We start from the raw sequence: 15,905 nt of genomic DNA, 5'->3' as shown, positions 1-15,905 counted from the left end.
CTTTATCTATTTTTATACTAACAATATATCATAAGTTTATTAAAGAAAAATGAGAGTTTTTCTTTTACTTTTTATTTTTTCTAGTCTGCTTTTACTTTTTCATAAACTTTATTTTTATCTTTTATTTCATATACATCTTTTTCATGATTATATTTCATATCAAAACTTGCATAATCAGCACCCGCTAAAACCTTACCTTTAAAATAAACATTTTTCTTTCCTTTTGCATATTCAGTATCGCCATATGCACGAAACTCATGGCTTTCTGCTTTTTCAAGTTTTTTAAATGCACCTTCATCTGTGTCTAAGTAATAAACTATATCGTATTTATTTATATATTTGTCATTATATGTCGATAAATTATATGGATCAACCTTAGGAGCGTCTTTTATTTTTACAAGTTTATGATTTTTTACAAAATACATGCTGTCCTTATCGTGATACAAGTTAGTTTTGATAGCTAACTGTGAGAGATTTTCAATATCTACTTCCTTACTGTCTATCGGAGCTACACTTCCATCTTCCTCAACAATGTAAAATCCATTTTTATCTTCTATAAGAAAATTGTCAACTAATTTGTTTATTTTCTTAAATGTTTTTACATCTATACCTTTCAATTTCTTGTTTTCATAATAAACATTGTTTTTATCTTTTGAATAATACTCATTTACTACAGAGCCAAAATCATACGTTAATTCAAATGTATTTTTATCCACTCCCTCTATTTTTTTATCATTATAATAAATATTATTTTTATCCTTTGAGTAGTTATATTTATCTATTTTTTCAAAAGTGTCTTTATCAGCGCCTGATATTTTCTTTCCTCTAAAATAAATATTATTCTTGTCTTTTGAATATATGTTCTCATCTATTCTTTGAAATGTAGGTAAATCTACTCCGATTATTTTTCTATCTGAATAATAAATATTATTTTTATCTTTTGAATATAACTGATTTATCACTTCATATGTCTGTGGATCATATGGCAAATTTTCCAGTGCCAACTTATCACTATCTCCATCCATACTGTAAATGATACTGTAAATTCCATTTTTATCTTTTAGATATCGACGTGCACTTCCGCTAATATTTATAATTTCAAAAGTAACTGGATCCAGCCCTTCTAATTTTTTCCACCCTCTATTTTCCCAAACATAAACTCCATTTTTATCTTTTGAATATGTAGCATCTATTTCCTGAAATGTTGCTTTATCTATTTTTGTATTGCTTTTTGCATAACTTACATTTACCGCTAAAGCCATAATTACAAATATTTTCAAAATTTTGTTTTTCATATCAAATACCAATCCTTTGTCAATTTTTAATCAAATTATAAATATTATTTATTATTTAACTGATCATATCTTTTTGCAAGTTCCAAAGCTCTTTCCTCTGTTTTAGTTACCCAAGCATTTCCTCCCATAACTCCTGATATTGTTCCGCCTTCTACTTCTTTGGTAGCTTCATCGACATTCTTTTCTACTTCTTTCTTCCAATCTTCCTGCTCTTTTTTCAATTTTGCCTTTTCACTATCAGATAATTTTGCTTCAAGCAATCCATAAACTTTTTTCATTTCTGCTTCCAAAAGTTCTTCCTGTTTTGAAACCGCATTATTCATATCTGCTGTTACACCGCTATCCAACCCTGGCTGAACTTCTTTCTGAATATCCTCTATTCTTTTTTTCAGACTTGTTTCATAATTTTCATTACTTTCCTGATTTTGTACATTATTTTCAGAAATATTGGAAATCGTCTGTTTATCATCAATTTTTTCCCCAGATAATTTTTTTTCTGAAGATTTTGAACATCCAATAACCCCAATTAGCAACATCAGCACTACTAACATTAATTTTTTCATTTTTATTCACCTTCCTATTTATATTATTCATACTTTTATCTTTTAGTATTTTAAATTTTTATTTTAATGCCTTAAATTTTTTCAAATTTTCTTCATAAAATTTTTTATCTTTATTTTTATACTTATCATTTATTTTCTTTAGCGAATCGATATATTCATCTATCCATTCTTTATACTCGTAATCCATATCTCCCATATATTTAATATTATCCTTAAATTTTTGATAATTACTGAAAAAGTAATCAAAAGTTTCTTTGTCATTACCTTGTTCAATATAAGCATCAAGAATATATAATTGAAAATTCCGTCCTTCATAGTCATTTGTCAGTTCAGTTTCTTCAGGTTTTTGCCCCAAATCTTTTGCTATCCTATGAATCAAATCTGTAGTTATAAACTCATAATTATAGTATTTTGGCTCTCCTCTTAAATACAATTCTATTGCCTTTTTCCCAACTTCAATTGCTTTTTTATAATCTTTTTTATATTTGAAATAATGATACAGTCCATCATAGCTTACAGGATTTTCAGGATAAAGTTTTATCAACTGCTCTGCTGTTATTTTCAAATTTTCATAATCTTCATAATCTCTGTATCTTCTTATGAGATTTTCATATCCTTTTTGGAATTTTGGATTTGTTTCTATTGATTTTTTATAATAACTTATCGCTGTAGAACGGTCATCCTGTGCATAAGCAATTTTTCCCAAAGCTGCTATTGCCAAATAATTGTTACCATCTTCTTCAAGAGCTTTCATGAAGATCTCTTTTTTCTGTTTCAACGGTATATCTGCATTTAAGGCCATTTTATTAGCTGATAAAAATGCTTCTATTGATTTTTTGTTCACCCCCGCCTTTTGCAATTCATTTCTTATTTCATTTTCAGAATAATAATCAAATTTCCCATTATCTTTAACAGACGATGTAAGATTAACTTCAACTGCTCTTTGATTTTTTTGATTAACTTTGCTTTTTCCAGTTTGATAAGCTGCATACGATAATGCCCCAATTATTACTGTTAATACTGCTACTTTCTTCTTGTTCATTTTCCCACTCCTTCTTAAATAAACCTATTCTACCATTCAGGGTAAATTATTTTCATATCATCCTTATCTAAAAATACGGCTTTCTTTAATTTTGTATCGTATCCAATACAAACATTCTCATCACAAATCACATTCTTTTTCAAAGTTGCTTCACTTACTATTACTGAAGTTTCTACTTCACCAAAATCTTCATCTTGAGATTCATAATAACCTGTAATTTCATATTTTCCTTTACCTATCTTTTTTATTCTGATATCCGTATCTTCCGAATGAATATTTCTATTTATCAATTTTTCTTCATGCAGCTTTCCATCAGTTGTAAAAGTTAAATTCATTCCTTCTGCAGCGTAATTTATTGCTCCTATCAACAATGTTGCCATTAATAATATTTTTTTCATATAAATCCCTCCATCTTTTAGATACTAGCATTGTATCATTAAATTATTAAAGAAAAATGAGAATAAAATATTTTGTAATTTATTTTTAGTAGTAATTTATTTTATATTAATATATTTTATTTTTTATTTTATAATAAATTATACAATATATTTATATATATGTCAACATTATATTTACATAATACTAAAAAAAATAAGAGTAATAGAAAATCTGTAAAATTATATTAGCTATTATTTAAACCTAAACTCAAGAGTTATGATTATTCTATTTAAGTTTTATTCATAAAAATTTAGAACAAAAAAATAGAAAAATAGCAAAACTTGACATTGATGCTATTTCTCTATCCTTTTAGTTCTCTTATTTTAAATTATTTTTTATTATTCCATAAAACTAGGTAATTTAAAATTACTCTTTCTTTTTTTATTTTTTTCAGATTTATTATCTGAATTTTCATTTTCATCATCTGAATCACTATCATTTTTAGAAGAATCATCTGAATTCTCATTATCGTCATCATTTTTTTCATTATCATCTGAATCTTTATCAAAATCATTTTTTTCAGTTGGTTCCAATACTCCACCAGTTTCACCAGTAATTTCTCTAACTGCTTCTGCTAATTTTTCAGTATCACTTTTTAAGTTTGAATCATGTACTTCGGCTTCTACTGTTTTATTCTCTTGAGATTCTTCTATTGAATTTTCAGATGTTTGTACTATTCCTTCTGAGCCTTTTTGAATACTTTCTTCTTTTACTTCAGTTCCTTTCAAAATATCTTCAGCTTTTTCTCCAGCTATAATTCTTCTAACTTCATCTCCAGTAATAGTTTCTTTCTTTAATAATAATTCAACAACCTGTTCAAGTTTTTCCCAATTATCCTGTAATGTATTCAAAGTGTTAAAATACTCTTCTGTCAAAATCTTTCTTATTTCCAAATCAATTTCACGAACTGTTTCGTCACTTTTGTTTGGTGTAAATGAATATTCATCATCTGAATTTTCAAAATTAATTGGTCCTAATTTTTTACTCATACCAACACTTTCAACATAAGCTCTTGCAACTTTTGTGGCACGTTTTATATCAGAATATGCACCTGTACTTACATCTTCCAGTCCAATTTCTTCTGCCGCACGTCCACCAAATAATACTTTTATTTCAGCTAGCATTTGTCTACTTGTAGTTACCAATTTTTCTTCTGGAAGCGGCATCATAAATCCACCTGCATCCCCTCTAGGAATTATTGTAACTTTATGAACAGGGTCAGCTCCTGGTGTTAGTTCAGTCATTATCGCATGTCCAGCTTCATGATACGCCAGCAGTTTTTTCTCTTCAGGTTTAATAATTTTACCTTTTTGCCCAAGTCCCATTCCAATTTTATCCACAGCCTCATCCAAATCAGCCATTTTTATTGTATCACTAGCTCTTCTTGCCGCCAAAATTGCCGCTTCATTTAATAAATTTGCCAAATCGGCTCCAACAAATCCTGGAGTTATCTTAGCTATATCTTCTAATTTAACATCTCTTGCCAATTTTTTGTTTCTTGAATGAACTTTTAATATTGCAATACGTCCTTGTAAATCAGGCGCATCAACAGTCACACGTCTATCAAAACGTCCTGCACGCAATAATGCCGGATCTAATACGTCTTCCCTATTCGTTGCTGCAAGTACAATAACTTTTGTATCTGTTTCAAAACCGTCCATTTCAACTAGCAGCTGATTTAGAGTTTGTTCTCTTTCATCATTACTTCCGCTGTTTTTTCCAACACTTCTTCTTCTTCCAATAGCATCAATTTCGTCTATAAAAATAATTGATGGGCTTGATTCTTTTGCTTTTTCAAATAAATCTCTTACACGTGAAGCTCCAACTCCAACAAACATTTCTACAAACTCTGAACCTGAAATACTAAAGAATGATGCTCCTGACTCTCCAGCTACCGCTTTTGCAAGCAATGTCTTACCAGTTCCTGGTCTTCCTAATAAAAGTACACCTTTTGGCACTCTAGCTCCAGCTTTTGTATATTTTTCTGGATTTTTCAAGAAATCTACAACTTCACGCAATTCTTCTTTTGCTCCATCAACACCAGCTACATCATCAAACTTAACATCTGGCTTTTTGTCAATTTTATTAACTCTAGATTTTCCAAAGCCAAAAATATTTCCTGGCCCTCCACCTTGCGAGCCACCTACCATTTTTTTAGCTAAATAAACCATAAGACCAATCATAATAATCATTGGTAAAAACTGTCCTAAAAGTAAAAGAAAGAATCCTCCACCTGATGGCTGCAATGAATTTAATTTTACTTTCTTTTGTCCAATTGCACTAATTATATTTGGTTCATCTCCAACACGATCTGTTATTTTTTTAGTATAATATAGAACGTCTTTTCCATTTTCTTTTACTTGCGAAATTAACTTATCATCTTTTTCATTAATTTCAGAAAAATCCCCTTTTTGTGTCTTGCTTACAAATTCAGTGTAAGAAATTTCCCTTTTTTCCTGAAAATACGTCTGTATATCACGGTGGAATAACAATGTAAAAGTGAATAATAGAATTACAAAAATAAAAAATAAAAATCCTGAAAATGGAGATCTATTACCATTATCTTGTCTATTATTTCTTCTATTGTTATCTTTTCGCAGTTCTTCCAGCCGTTTTCTAATGTCATTTTTATCTCTATCTGCCATTTTTCCTCCCAATTATTAATATTTCACTGTTACTTTCTAATGTTTTTATATCATTTTTATTAATTTTTTCCAAAAATTTTGAAAATTTTATATCCGAAACTGCTAAAATTATTTTTTCCTTCATACTTTGATCTTTATATTTATTTTCTATAATTTCTGCTTCTATAATTGGAATAAAATCTCTTTCCCATTTTGCAATTTTTTCATCAATCAAAATTTTTTTGATTTTTTTATGACCTAAATTTTTTATAAGAATCCTATCCCCATCTTTTCGATTTCTTACAATAACTTTTTTATTTTTTATATTATCAGTGAACCTAAAAAATGTATAATCAATATTTTTATCCTCTGCAAAATGATTTTTCAAATTCTTAATATTTTTATAAAACATTATTTTGTAATTATACCACTCAATACTTTGATTTTCCTTTAAAATCTGAGACTTTTCAAATGAATTATTTATTTTTCCATTTTTTAAATTCCATTCTTTTTTTCTAAAATTTTCTTGAGTAATTTCAAGTTTTCCATATTCATTTTTCAAAATTTTATTTTTACCTAAATAAAGTGCCGTTGAGCCTTCAGTCTTTAAATTATCATTTTCATCAAAAAAACTCTTAAAAATTTGATTAATTTTTTCTCTTGAAACTTCGATGTTATTTTTCTTTAAAAATAAAGCTATATTATCTTTTCTGATTATTCCATTTTGCTTCAAAATTTCTTTTTTTTCTAATATTTTAGCATTTTGATCACTAAATTTAATATTTTCAAAGTCTCTGTCATTAATTTCTCCAATTAACATATAAATTTTTTTTCTGAAGCTTGGATTAATTTTATCAAAATCGGGAAAAATCTTATTTCGGATGAAATTTCTTGTATAATTATTTTCGTTATTTGTATAATCGATTATATAATCTTGATTTTCATTTTTTAAAAAATCTAAAATTTCACTTTTCTCAAATTCCAATATTGGTCTTATTATATTTTCCCTTACCTTAGGAATACTTCTTAATCCACTTAATGAAGTTCCTCTTAAAAGCCTAAAAATAAAAGTTTCTACATTATCATCCAAATTATGTCCAGTTGCAATTTTATCATAATTTATCATTTTTCTAATATTTTCAATTGCCTCATATCGAAGTTCCCTTGCCGCTAGCTCAACAGATTTTTTCTTTTCTTTTGCATATTTATTTACATTTATGCTTTCAATGTAATAATCAATATTATTTTCTGCTGCAAATTTTTTTACAAATTGTAAATCATTTTCTACATCAGAACGTAAATTATGATTAATATATACAATCGAAACTTCGATTTCAAGTTTTTTTTTAAAAAATTTTAGAAAATAATACAGAAAAACTGAATCTGGTCCACCTGAAAATGCAATTAAAATTTTGTCGTTTTCAGAAATTAAATTATTTTCTATTATTTTTTTTGATTTTTCCAAAATTTTTTTTTTGATTTTTTTTATTTTTTCTTTTTCCATCAAATTTATTTCCAATTTTTATATTTTAAATTTTCTGTTACTTAACTCTCTACTTTAACTGTCCACTTTCACGACGTTTTTTCAAATGTTCCTCATGTGTCTTGGAATAATAAGTTTTTCCTTTATGTGTAAAGAAAAATAAATTGTCCGTTTTTTCTGCATTTAAAACTGCTCGGAAAGTTTCTATTGGTGGATTTCCGATTGGTGTTGGTGGTAATCCTTTTACTTTATATGAATTATATACTGTATTTTGCGATTTTAATTCATTTCTTGTAGCTTGTCTTCCCAATTCATATTTTAAAGTTGCATCAGATTCTAATCTCATTCCAATTTCCAGTCTTTTTATAAATATTCCAGCAACTTTTGGCTTATCTGCCATATCTGACACTTCTGCCTCTACAATTGAAGCTAATTTTAAATTATCATAAAATTTCTGCTTATCAGGATATTTTTCTGGTGGGAATTTTTTCAGAAATTCATTTAATATTGTTTCAACAACTTGCTTTGTTTTTACATTTTCAGGAAAAATATAAGTTTCTGGATAAAAATATCCTTCAAAGTTATTATTTGGATGTGGATATGGAAAATCCATCTCTTTTAATACTTTTTCAATATCTTCCTTAGATCCCAGTTCCAATGCTTCCATTCGTGCAAATACCTGCTTTGAAGTAAATCCTTCTGGAATTGTCAATCTAACTCCATTGGTTTCACTTTTTTTAATTTTTCTGATAATTTCATATTTTGAAAGTTTTCCATTAAATTTATAAGTCCCAACTTTCAACTTTACATTTCCGCCATTTAATTTTAAATATACCCTGTCTATAATTCCATATCGTAACTTTAAATCTTTGTAAATTTGTACAAAAGTTGTTCCTTTTTTTACATTGATATTAACATCCTTATAATTTTTCTTTGCAACAAAAAAATTATAAAAAAACGATAACAACATAAGTAATATCAAAAATATTATAACGTAAAAAACTTTTAGCGTATTTTTCATTTTCATCTCCTAAATATCCAATTTTGTTTTTACAATTTTTGTGAAACTTCTGACTTTAATCATAAATATTTCACTAATTTAGACATTATACTTAATTTTCCTTATTTATTTCTGTACTGTTACCATTATTTTCTATTTCATTTCCGTTTTTTAAATCTTTATCATCAAGCTGAATAACTTCGACGTTTTCAGTACCATCTTTTGTTTTAAATTGTACATCTTTTTCTTTCTGTTTTTTCATTTCTCTTTCAAGTGCTCTTTTTGCACCAATTGTGTCAATTTGAAATACAAGTGAAGGATTCTCGCTTAATTGTCTTTCAAGTTCTTCTGTCTTTCTTTTTAATTCTTCTTTTTTTCTTTCAGATTGAATTTCTCTAATACTTTTTACATCCGTATTATAGGAAACATCTCTTAAACTTGTTCTTTCTCCTATGATTTGATTAAATTCTGACAGTTCGTTCCCTTCCAGCGATATTTTTTCATTATTTGGATAACGTGAAAGCACTCTTGTAAATCCGTCATTAAACTTTATAACCATATATTGATAATTTTTATCAAAAAATAATATTTTATTTTTATTATTTTTAAAATATTTTTTCTCAACTTCTAAATAAACATCTCCTTTTTTTTCTTCAATCCAGGCTCTTTGGTCCTTTTCACTCCAAACATTAGTTGCTGGATCAAAATAGCTTTTTATAAGTTTATAGCCATTTTGCTCCTGTATAAAGTCGTATCGTATATTTTCCAAATTTATTTCCGAAATATCTTCTGTTTTTACCAAATACCAGATTCCATAACTTTTTTCAATTTGAAATTTTAATATTGGATTAACCTTTTCATCAATTTTTCTAATAAATCGTTCAAACTTACTTATTTTTTCATTTTTTTTCTGAATTTCATCTTCTTCCTCATCTGGAAGCTGATCCAAATAAATTAAATCTCCTTCTTCCTTATACTTGTCTTCCGTATTGTCATTTTCATAATCATCAATATCATCCTTATTAATAATAATATCAATCTTTACTGCGTCATCTCCAACTCTTCTTTTGTTAAGTGAATTTTTATTGCCTTCCGCAGATATTAACAACGAAAATACTCCAAAACAGGCTGCAATATATAATTTTAATTTCCCATATTGATTGAATTTTTCTTTATTCAAAACATTCACCTTTTATTTCCTAAATTTTTTCAAATTTATACTCAATTTTAAAGTTAATTCAAGCATATTTCAGCTTTTACTAATTATATCACACATTTTTTAAATTGCAAATCAAATATTTTTTGATAACTTTAAATTTTTGAAAATTAATAAATAAACCTAAACCTAAAAAACAATTTTTTATTTACTTTTATTTTTTTATAAATATAGTTCTAATTTCTAAAAAATTGTATTGTATACTTTTACTATAAAAAAGAAAATTTTTTACTAAAAATGATTTGAATTAGGACATGTCTAAAAACTCTTAAAATAATGAATTTTTAACAAATTTTTCTAAAATTAGAAATAATAAATACTGATTTTATGGTGCTTTGTACAATTTCTAAAATCAAAAAAATATTAAAAATAATATAGATTTTAAGTTTTCAGACACGCCCTAGAAAAGATATGATTATTATAAAAAAATTCATATCGTTTTTATTAATGATGTGTGTATCAGTTTCATGTGAACATATGGAACAGGTAGCGAGAGTGAAAACTATGACTATTTTATTGAAATTCCATTGAAAAATTGAGCTATATTTTTAAATAAAACTGTTTTAGTTAAGCATTATCTGTATTAAAACAGTTTTTTTATTGTTCATATTATTTTTTAGAAAAATTTTCCAATTTATCAAAATTAAAATATATTTAACTTTATTTCCAGCAATTATCATTATATTCTGCTTTTTTCATTCCCGAAACATATTTGTTTCCAGCTACAAAATACCTCAGTTCCTTTTCTGTCCAAATCCCTTTATTTGGAATACCTATTCGTTCTGAAATTTTAATCTGTTTTGGAACTTTACTATTCTCAAAATCAATATAAAGTGTATTTTCTCTCATATTTTCAATATTGTAGTTTAATTTTCCCAATTCTTTTTCCAAATTTTTCTTGATTTCATAAATTTCGCTCATATTAAATCCGTCACTAATCCCCATAGCTTTTGTCAATTTTCCTGGTCCATTGCTTACTAGAACACCTTCTTTTCCTCTATTTTCTATCATTTTTTCAACATTAATTACAGGCTCGATTCCTCTAATTAGCACTGCTTGCGGATTACCTTTTTCACAACTGACAATATTTAGCATTTTATGAGTGTGCATTGTATAGATATAAACTGTTCCTGCTTCTCCAAATAAAGCCTTAATTTTAGGTGTTCTTTTCCCCTCAAAACTATGACAAGCTTTATCTTCAGTTCCTAAATACGCTTCCGTTTCCACAATATAGCCTCCTAGTATTTTTCCATCTTTTTTAATTAATATCAATTTCCCAAGTAAATTTTTTGCAAGTAAAATTGTATCTTGCTTAAAAAATTCTTTTATTTTTTGTCTTTTCATTTTAAGTTTCTCCATTTTATACTTTTATTTTTACTCAATAACATTTTATAATATTTTATTTTTGGTGTATTGTCAAGTCAAGTGTAACAAAAAATTTATATTCATAAAAATCTTTTTTAGTTATTTGGTATGCTTTATATAAAACTGAATTTAATAAATAATATATATTTTTTTAATCATTAATTGTATAAAAATTTTAATTATTTTATTTCATCTATTGACATTTTATTTTTTCAAGGTACAATATTATTGACATAGATGAAAGGATGTGGTGATTTATGAAAATCATTATTAGCGGAAAACAACTTAAAATTACAGATGCAATTAAAAACTATACTGAAGAAAAAATAAGCAGAATTTCTAAGTATTCGGATGCTATCACAGAAATCGATGTTGTTCTGACAGTCGAAGATACAAAATCTGAAGGTCCAGTTCACAAAGCTGACGGATTAGTTTTTGCAAGTGGTACAAAAATAAAAATAGAAGCTGAAAATAAAGACTTATACGCAGCGATTGATGACTTATCTGACAGATTGGAAAGACAAGTTAGAAAATATAAAGAAAGACAAAAGGATCATAATAAAAAAGGTACTCGTTAATTATAAATCCTTATAAAGTAAATTTTAAGATAAAGATTTTAAAAGTAAAAGAAGTTTAATATATAAAAAAAGACTATTTTGGAACTAATAAGTTTTAGAATTAGTCTTTTTTATATTTTTCTAATCAAAAATAACTTTCCAATTATTCCTATTCTCATTTGCCTCAAAGCACATCTTTATCTGTTCAGCGGTAGTTTTATTAGTTGCAAGCTCTGGCAATTCATCTATTCCAAAATATTGGCTGTCAATTGTTTCTATATTTTTCTCAAAGTTTCCACTTACATACTTACATAATACAAAAATTTTTGTTATGCCATATGGTATTTCCTTACCCTGATTTTTCGTTACATCCAGCAAAGCTATAATCATTTCTGCACTAGCTTCAATCCCAGCTTCCTCCTTAACTTCCTTTAATACATTTTCCTTAACTGAAAGATGTACATCTGCCCATCCGCCTGGCAATGCCCACTTTCCATTACTTTCTTGAACAAGTAAAATTTTATCATTTTCAAAAATTGCAGCTCTAGTATCAATCTTAGGAGTCTGATACCCAACTTCATTGCAAAACAAATTTTTTACCTTTTCTACTGAAATATCAGTCTTATGAGCCATCATTTCCGCCGAAATCTCCCTTATTCTCTCAAATCGCTCAATATCAAACTTATCCTTGCCATAAGCCAGTCCCGCCTGAGCCAGACTTTGCAGTTCAATTGCCCAGTTTAGCCACTTTTCTTCTTCCTGTTTCTTATCTTTTGTTTCTTCATTTCTCATCAATTATCATCCCCATACTAAAATTTTTTACTGTCTATTCCTCAACATCTACTTTTATTACTTCCCTCATAAACAGCAAATACAAAAACAATAATAAAAATACCACACTAAAACTTGTTTTCAAAAGCGACGGTTTTGGAAAAATAAAATTATTTATTATTAGTTGCAATATTACCATCATTATCGGCAAACTAACATCTATCCTTACAGAAATCTTTAACTCCTTCCCCACCACCTTAATTTTCTTCACAACCTTTTTAAGTCCAGTCCTAAATATTGTAACTTCATGCTCCCCTTTTGAAACTTGAATCTCCAAATATTTTTTCCTAAATTCTATCGGATTTCCACCATCTATCTTTACTCTGTAACCAGTTGTTCCATTTTTATCGGCATTTTTTTCTTTTATGTTCAGGTTGTTTATTATTAATTTTGGCATTTATTTACCCTTTCTTTTAAATTTATTGCATAATCAGCTGCAAGCCATGTTTGAACTTCATTTTCTAAATTTATATTTTCTAGAAACGAAACTCCAAAACTAAAAATTTGATTCCTTGTTTTTTCAAAAATTACAATTTTAATTCCATTTTCCAAATATTCAATATCAAAATCATTATTATTCCCATCAGACTCTGCCATAGACAATCCAGAAGTTGTCCCTATCGTCAATTTCTCATTATTAATTTCAAAAGAAATTGCTTCCAGTCTCTCTCCACTCTCAACGTAACTTTTACATTCAAAATCTATTTCTAAAATACATTTTAAAAAATGTTTGTTTATTTTATCTACTTTTTCCTTTTTAAATTCATACTTCAATGAATATGTTTCAGTTTTCAAAAAAGATTTAGAATTTTGAATTTTAAAAAAATTAAACTCAACTTCTTTTTTATCCAAAAACATTCGTATATTTCCAAAAGGTATTTTCAACATAATTTTCTCGTTTCATCTAATTTTTAACCTCAATTAACCTATATTTATCTATTTACTAGTCTTCCAAAATTTCTTTCGCAAAACTTCCTTCTTTTTCAGTTCCCAATAAAATTTCCTCAACAGTCGCCGCAATATCCGCAAAAGTTTTTCTAGTTCCAATATTTACGTTCTTCTTAACATTTTTACCACAAATCATAATAGGTATATATTCTCTCGTATGGTCTGTTCCTTTGTATGTAGGATCATTTCCGTGATCAGCTGTGATAATCAGAATTTCATCATCTTTCAAGTTTTTTTGGATTTCAGGGAGCCAGTTATCAAATTCGATTAAAGCCTTTACATATCCTTCTACATTTCTTCTATGTCCGTAAACAGCATCAAAATCAACTAAGTTAGTAAAAATCAATCCTTTTGTATCTTCCTTCAATGCAGCTATCGTTTTCTTAATTCCATCTAAATTATCTTGGTTAGCTTTTCTATTGTCAGTAATTCCCTTTCCGTTGAATAAATCACTTGTTTTCCCAATTCCAACTACATCAAGTCCAGCTTTTTCTAATCTTTCAAGCATACTTTCTTTTGGCGGATCAATCGAGAAGTCGTGTCTGTTTGCAGTTCTCTTAAATTCTCCTATTTTTTTACCAACATAAGGTCTTGCAATTACTCTTGCCACAGGTGATTTTTCGTTACAAATTTCAAGTGCAATTTCACATGCTTTGTAAAGTTCTTCCAATGGTATAATTTCTTCATTTGCAGCAACTTGGAATACAGGATCTGCTGAACCATAAACTATCCAATTTCCAGTTTTTATTTGCTCTTCTCCATATTGGTCAATTGCGACAGTCCCTGAAATTGGTTTATTTAACATAACTTTTCTTCCAGTTTTTTTTTCAAATTCTTTTATAACCTCATCTGAAAATCCATTTTGGTAATTTGGAAATGGTCTTTCCAATGGCACTCCGGCAATTTCCCAGTGTCCAGTTGTGGAATCTTTTCCATGTGATACTTCAATAGCTCTTCCATATGCCCCTTCTGCACTTTTAACAGCAGGTGTTCCTTCAATCTCAGTAATATTTCCAAGACCCAATTTACCCATATTAGGTAAACTCATTCCACCATAAGCTTTTGCCATATTTCCTAAAGTATTTGACCCACAGTCATCAAATAAATTTGCATCAGGCAATTCCCCTGCCCCAACACTGTCTAGTACAATTAATGTAATTCTTTCTATTTTTTTCATTTTTTTATCTTTCCTTTCTTTTTATTTAAAAATATCTTTTATATATTTTAAAAGCAAATCAATTTTTCATTTTTTTATTATATTTTTTATAATCTCTAGGCATAATACTATTTTGAAAACAATAACGATTGTTTACTTTATAAAAATAATTTCTATAATTAATCACTACTTTTTCATCTGTTTCGAAAAAATCATCCATAATATAAATTTCTTTTTTCTTTTCAGATATTGATATACTGTAATTACTATATCTTTTTATAATGTAATCTTTTCTAAAAAATTTTATCATAGTCATCACTAGTAATAATATTATTATTACAAATAATTCAATCATTAATTCTAAATACCCCCAAGCGATTCCAACTGAAAAAATTGCCATTATACTAAATACTGCAAAACACATCATATGATATTTTTCAAAAATTGAATATTTCACATATAATTTTTCTCCATTCATTTTTTCACGAATTCCTTTTTTTGGATAACCTATTTTTTCCAACAAATATTCCAAAATTTCATCTTTATTTTTTATGTCACAAAAAATATAACTTTTTTTATGATTACTTTCTATTGAAACATCAATTATTAAATTACAGAAATACTTATAAATATTCATTGAGCTGTCAAAGTTTAAAAAAATATCATACGAACCTAATATATTTTTTCTCACTGTCAAAGTTTTTATATCATTATATACAATAGTTTTCTCAAAAAATAGACCTTTTATTTTCACTTCATAATCAGAAAAATCAAATTTCATCTTACTTTTAATAATCATTACCAAAAGAAATCTATATATAAAATAACTTATCCCAATAGCTAAAAAAAATATTCCAGCCTTTTCTTTTTCATTAAGTAAAATATCAATTCCTCCTAATAAATGTCCTAAAAACAGTATTAGAAAAAATATATCCCACATATTAATTTCAAATTTTGAATATTTTATTTCCATACAATTTATCTCCATATTTTATTATTTCTTCCGATATTTTCTCCTTTTTTTTATTTAATTATATCTTTTATCTGTTTTAAAAGCAATTGATTTTAAAATTTTTTATAATACTTCTCTGCAATGTCTGTTATATCTATGCTTACATCCAATCCTGTATTCAAATATATTTTATCATCCTTTTTCAAAAATGCTTCCCAAATTTTCCCCGTATTCAAATAAACCATAACAATTTTAAAGTCATTTTTTAAAATTGTTGCTATTTCTCTATTTTTTAATTCTGATATTTCTTTAAAAAATGTATCAATATATATTGCCGTATATTCAAGACAAACCTTCATTCCATTATTCCAACACTTTGAAACACCTTCAATAAAACCTTCAATGTAATCCCTATTCTTCATTATGATAATTCCT

At 27.0% G+C, this 15,905-nt stretch carries 16 protein-coding genes; 1 reads left to right on the top strand and 15 read right to left on the bottom strand.

Annotation, left to right across the window (positions count from 1 at the left end; translation table 11 throughout):
• Positions 1–80 precede the first annotated feature (80 nt).
• The 9 genes from LEBU_RS03735 to LEBU_RS03695 all read right to left on the bottom strand — a co-directional run bounded on the left by LEBU_RS03735 (position 81) and on the right by LEBU_RS03695 (position 11,005).
• A complete protein-coding gene (locus tag LEBU_RS03735) occupies positions 81–1,295 on the bottom strand; it encodes a DKNYY domain-containing protein (RefSeq protein ID WP_015768997.1) in 1,215 nt (404 codons plus the stop codon).
• A 44-nt stretch (positions 1,296–1,339) separates the two neighbouring features.
• Positions 1,340–1,858: a lysozyme inhibitor LprI family protein gene (locus LEBU_RS03730; RefSeq protein WP_015768996.1), complete on the bottom strand. Its 519-nt coding sequence runs from the start codon at positions 1,856–1,858 to the stop codon at positions 1,340–1,342.
• Between the two features lie 58 nt (positions 1,859–1,916).
• Complete coding sequence (locus LEBU_RS03725; protein WP_015768995.1) at positions 1,917–2,900, bottom strand: tetratricopeptide repeat protein; 984 nt, start codon at positions 2,898–2,900, stop codon at positions 1,917–1,919.
• A gap of 29 nt (positions 2,901–2,929) precedes the next feature.
• Complete coding sequence (locus tag LEBU_RS03720; RefSeq protein ID WP_015768994.1) at positions 2,930–3,298, bottom strand: hypothetical protein; 369 nt, start codon at positions 3,296–3,298, stop codon at positions 2,930–2,932.
• Between the two features lie 378 nt (positions 3,299–3,676).
• Positions 3,677–5,983, bottom strand: a complete 2,307-nt coding sequence (ftsH, locus tag LEBU_RS03715; protein ID WP_015768993.1) for an ATP-dependent zinc metalloprotease FtsH — start codon at positions 5,981–5,983, stop codon at positions 3,677–3,679.
• Positions 5,973–7,466, bottom strand: coding sequence for a tRNA lysidine(34) synthetase TilS (tilS, locus tag LEBU_RS03710; protein WP_015768992.1), 1,494 nt, complete (start codon positions 7,464–7,466; stop codon positions 5,973–5,975). The genes ftsH and tilS overlap by 11 nt, the downstream gene beginning before the upstream one ends.
• A 49-nt stretch (positions 7,467–7,515) precedes the next feature.
• The gene (gene mltG / locus LEBU_RS03705; RefSeq protein ID WP_015768991.1) at positions 7,516–8,466 is read right to left on the bottom strand and encodes an endolytic transglycosylase MltG; all 951 of its coding nucleotides are present in this window, start codon (positions 8,464–8,466) and stop codon (positions 7,516–7,518) included.
• Between the two features lie 91 nt (positions 8,467–8,557).
• Positions 8,558–9,634, bottom strand: a complete 1,077-nt coding sequence (locus tag LEBU_RS03700) for a hypothetical protein (RefSeq protein WP_015768990.1) — start codon at positions 9,632–9,634, stop codon at positions 8,558–8,560.
• Positions 9,635–10,321: 687 nt separating this feature from the next.
• Positions 10,322–11,005: a DNA-3-methyladenine glycosylase gene (locus LEBU_RS03695; RefSeq protein ID WP_015768989.1), complete on the bottom strand. Its 684-nt coding sequence runs from the start codon at positions 11,003–11,005 to the stop codon at positions 10,322–10,324.
• A 278-nt stretch (positions 11,006–11,283) separates the two neighbouring features.
• Here LEBU_RS03695 and hpf point away from each other — a divergent pair, with 278 nt between their 5' ends.
• On the top strand, positions 11,284–11,604 hold the full coding sequence (gene hpf, locus LEBU_RS03690; RefSeq protein ID WP_015768988.1) for a ribosome hibernation-promoting factor, HPF/YfiA family: 321 nt from the start codon (positions 11,284–11,286) through the stop codon (positions 11,602–11,604).
• A gap of 120 nt (positions 11,605–11,724) precedes the next feature.
• On the opposite strand, the gene LEBU_RS03685 is transcribed toward hpf, so the two are convergent.
• The 6 genes from LEBU_RS03685 to LEBU_RS03660 form a co-directional block, all read right to left on the bottom strand.
• Positions 11,725–12,375, bottom strand: a complete 651-nt coding sequence (locus tag LEBU_RS03685; protein WP_015768987.1) for an NUDIX hydrolase N-terminal domain-containing protein — start codon at positions 12,373–12,375, stop codon at positions 11,725–11,727.
• 34 nt (positions 12,376–12,409) lie between these two features.
• Positions 12,410–12,811, bottom strand: a complete 402-nt coding sequence (locus tag LEBU_RS03680) for a hypothetical protein (RefSeq protein WP_015768986.1) — start codon at positions 12,809–12,811, stop codon at positions 12,410–12,412.
• On the bottom strand, positions 12,799–13,302 hold the full coding sequence (locus LEBU_RS03675; RefSeq protein ID WP_015768985.1) for a hypothetical protein: 504 nt from the start codon (positions 13,300–13,302) through the stop codon (positions 12,799–12,801). The genes LEBU_RS03680 and LEBU_RS03675 overlap by 13 nt, the downstream gene beginning before the upstream one ends.
• A gap of 55 nt (positions 13,303–13,357) precedes the next feature.
• Positions 13,358–14,539, bottom strand: coding sequence for a phosphopentomutase (locus LEBU_RS03670; RefSeq protein WP_015768984.1), 1,182 nt, complete (start codon positions 14,537–14,539; stop codon positions 13,358–13,360).
• A gap of 58 nt (positions 14,540–14,597) precedes the next feature.
• Positions 14,598–15,491, bottom strand: a complete 894-nt coding sequence (locus LEBU_RS03665) for a hypothetical protein (protein ID WP_015768983.1) — start codon at positions 15,489–15,491, stop codon at positions 14,598–14,600.
• 92 nt (positions 15,492–15,583) lie between these two features.
• Positions 15,584–15,892, bottom strand: a complete 309-nt coding sequence (locus LEBU_RS03660) for a hypothetical protein (protein ID WP_015768982.1) — start codon at positions 15,890–15,892, stop codon at positions 15,584–15,586.
• Positions 15,893–15,905 lie beyond the last annotated feature (13 nt).

The organism is Leptotrichia buccalis C-1013-b (assembly GCF_000023905.1).
GTDB lineage: Bacteria > Fusobacteriota > Fusobacteriia > Fusobacteriales > Leptotrichiaceae > Leptotrichia > Leptotrichia buccalis.
The sequence above is the reverse complement of the archived record's forward strand: the minus strand, read 5'-3'. Positions and strand labels throughout refer to the sequence as shown.

Excerpts from the sequence above, each read along its gene's own strand:
- LEBU_RS03735 (WP_015768997.1), bottom strand. The coding sequence starts at position 1,295 with ATGAAAAACAAAATTTTGAAAATATTTGTAATTATGGCTTTAGCGGTA.
- LEBU_RS03730 (WP_015768996.1), bottom strand. The coding sequence starts at position 1,858 with ATGAAAAAATTAATGTTAGTAGTGCTGATGTTGCTAATTGGGGTTATT.
- LEBU_RS03725 (WP_015768995.1), bottom strand. The coding sequence starts at position 2,900 with ATGAACAAGAAGAAAGTAGCAGTATTAACAGTAATAATTGGGGCATTA.
- LEBU_RS03720 (WP_015768994.1), bottom strand. The coding sequence starts at position 3,298 with ATGAAAAAAATATTATTAATGGCAACATTGTTGATAGGAGCAATAAAT.
- ftsH (WP_015768993.1), bottom strand. The coding sequence starts at position 5,983 with ATGGCAGATAGAGATAAAAATGACATTAGAAAACGGCTGGAAGAACTG.
- tilS (WP_015768992.1), bottom strand. The coding sequence starts at position 7,466 with ATGGAAAAAGAAAAAATAAAAAAAATCAAAAAAAAAATTTTGGAAAAA.
- mltG (WP_015768991.1), bottom strand. The coding sequence starts at position 8,466 with ATGAAAAATACGCTAAAAGTTTTTTACGTTATAATATTTTTGATATTA.
- LEBU_RS03695 (WP_015768989.1), bottom strand. The coding sequence starts at position 11,005 with ATGAAAAGACAAAAAATAAAAGAATTTTTTAAGCAAGATACAATTTTA.
- hpf (WP_015768988.1), top strand. The coding sequence starts at position 11,284 with ATGAAAATCATTATTAGCGGAAAACAACTTAAAATTACAGATGCAATT.
- LEBU_RS03685 (WP_015768987.1), bottom strand. The coding sequence starts at position 12,375 with ATGAGAAATGAAGAAACAAAAGATAAGAAACAGGAAGAAGAAAAGTGG.
- LEBU_RS03680 (WP_015768986.1), bottom strand. The coding sequence starts at position 12,811 with ATGCCAAAATTAATAATAAACAACCTGAACATAAAAGAAAAAAATGCC.
- LEBU_RS03675 (WP_015768985.1), bottom strand. The coding sequence starts at position 13,302 with ATGTTGAAAATACCTTTTGGAAATATACGAATGTTTTTGGATAAAAAA.
- LEBU_RS03670 (WP_015768984.1), bottom strand. The coding sequence starts at position 14,539 with ATGAAAAAAATAGAAAGAATTACATTAATTGTACTAGACAGTGTTGGG.
- LEBU_RS03665 (WP_015768983.1), bottom strand. The coding sequence starts at position 15,491 with ATGGAAATAAAATATTCAAAATTTGAAATTAATATGTGGGATATATTT.
- LEBU_RS03660 (WP_015768982.1), bottom strand. The coding sequence starts at position 15,892 with ATGAAGAATAGGGATTACATTGAAGGTTTTATTGAAGGTGTTTCAAAG.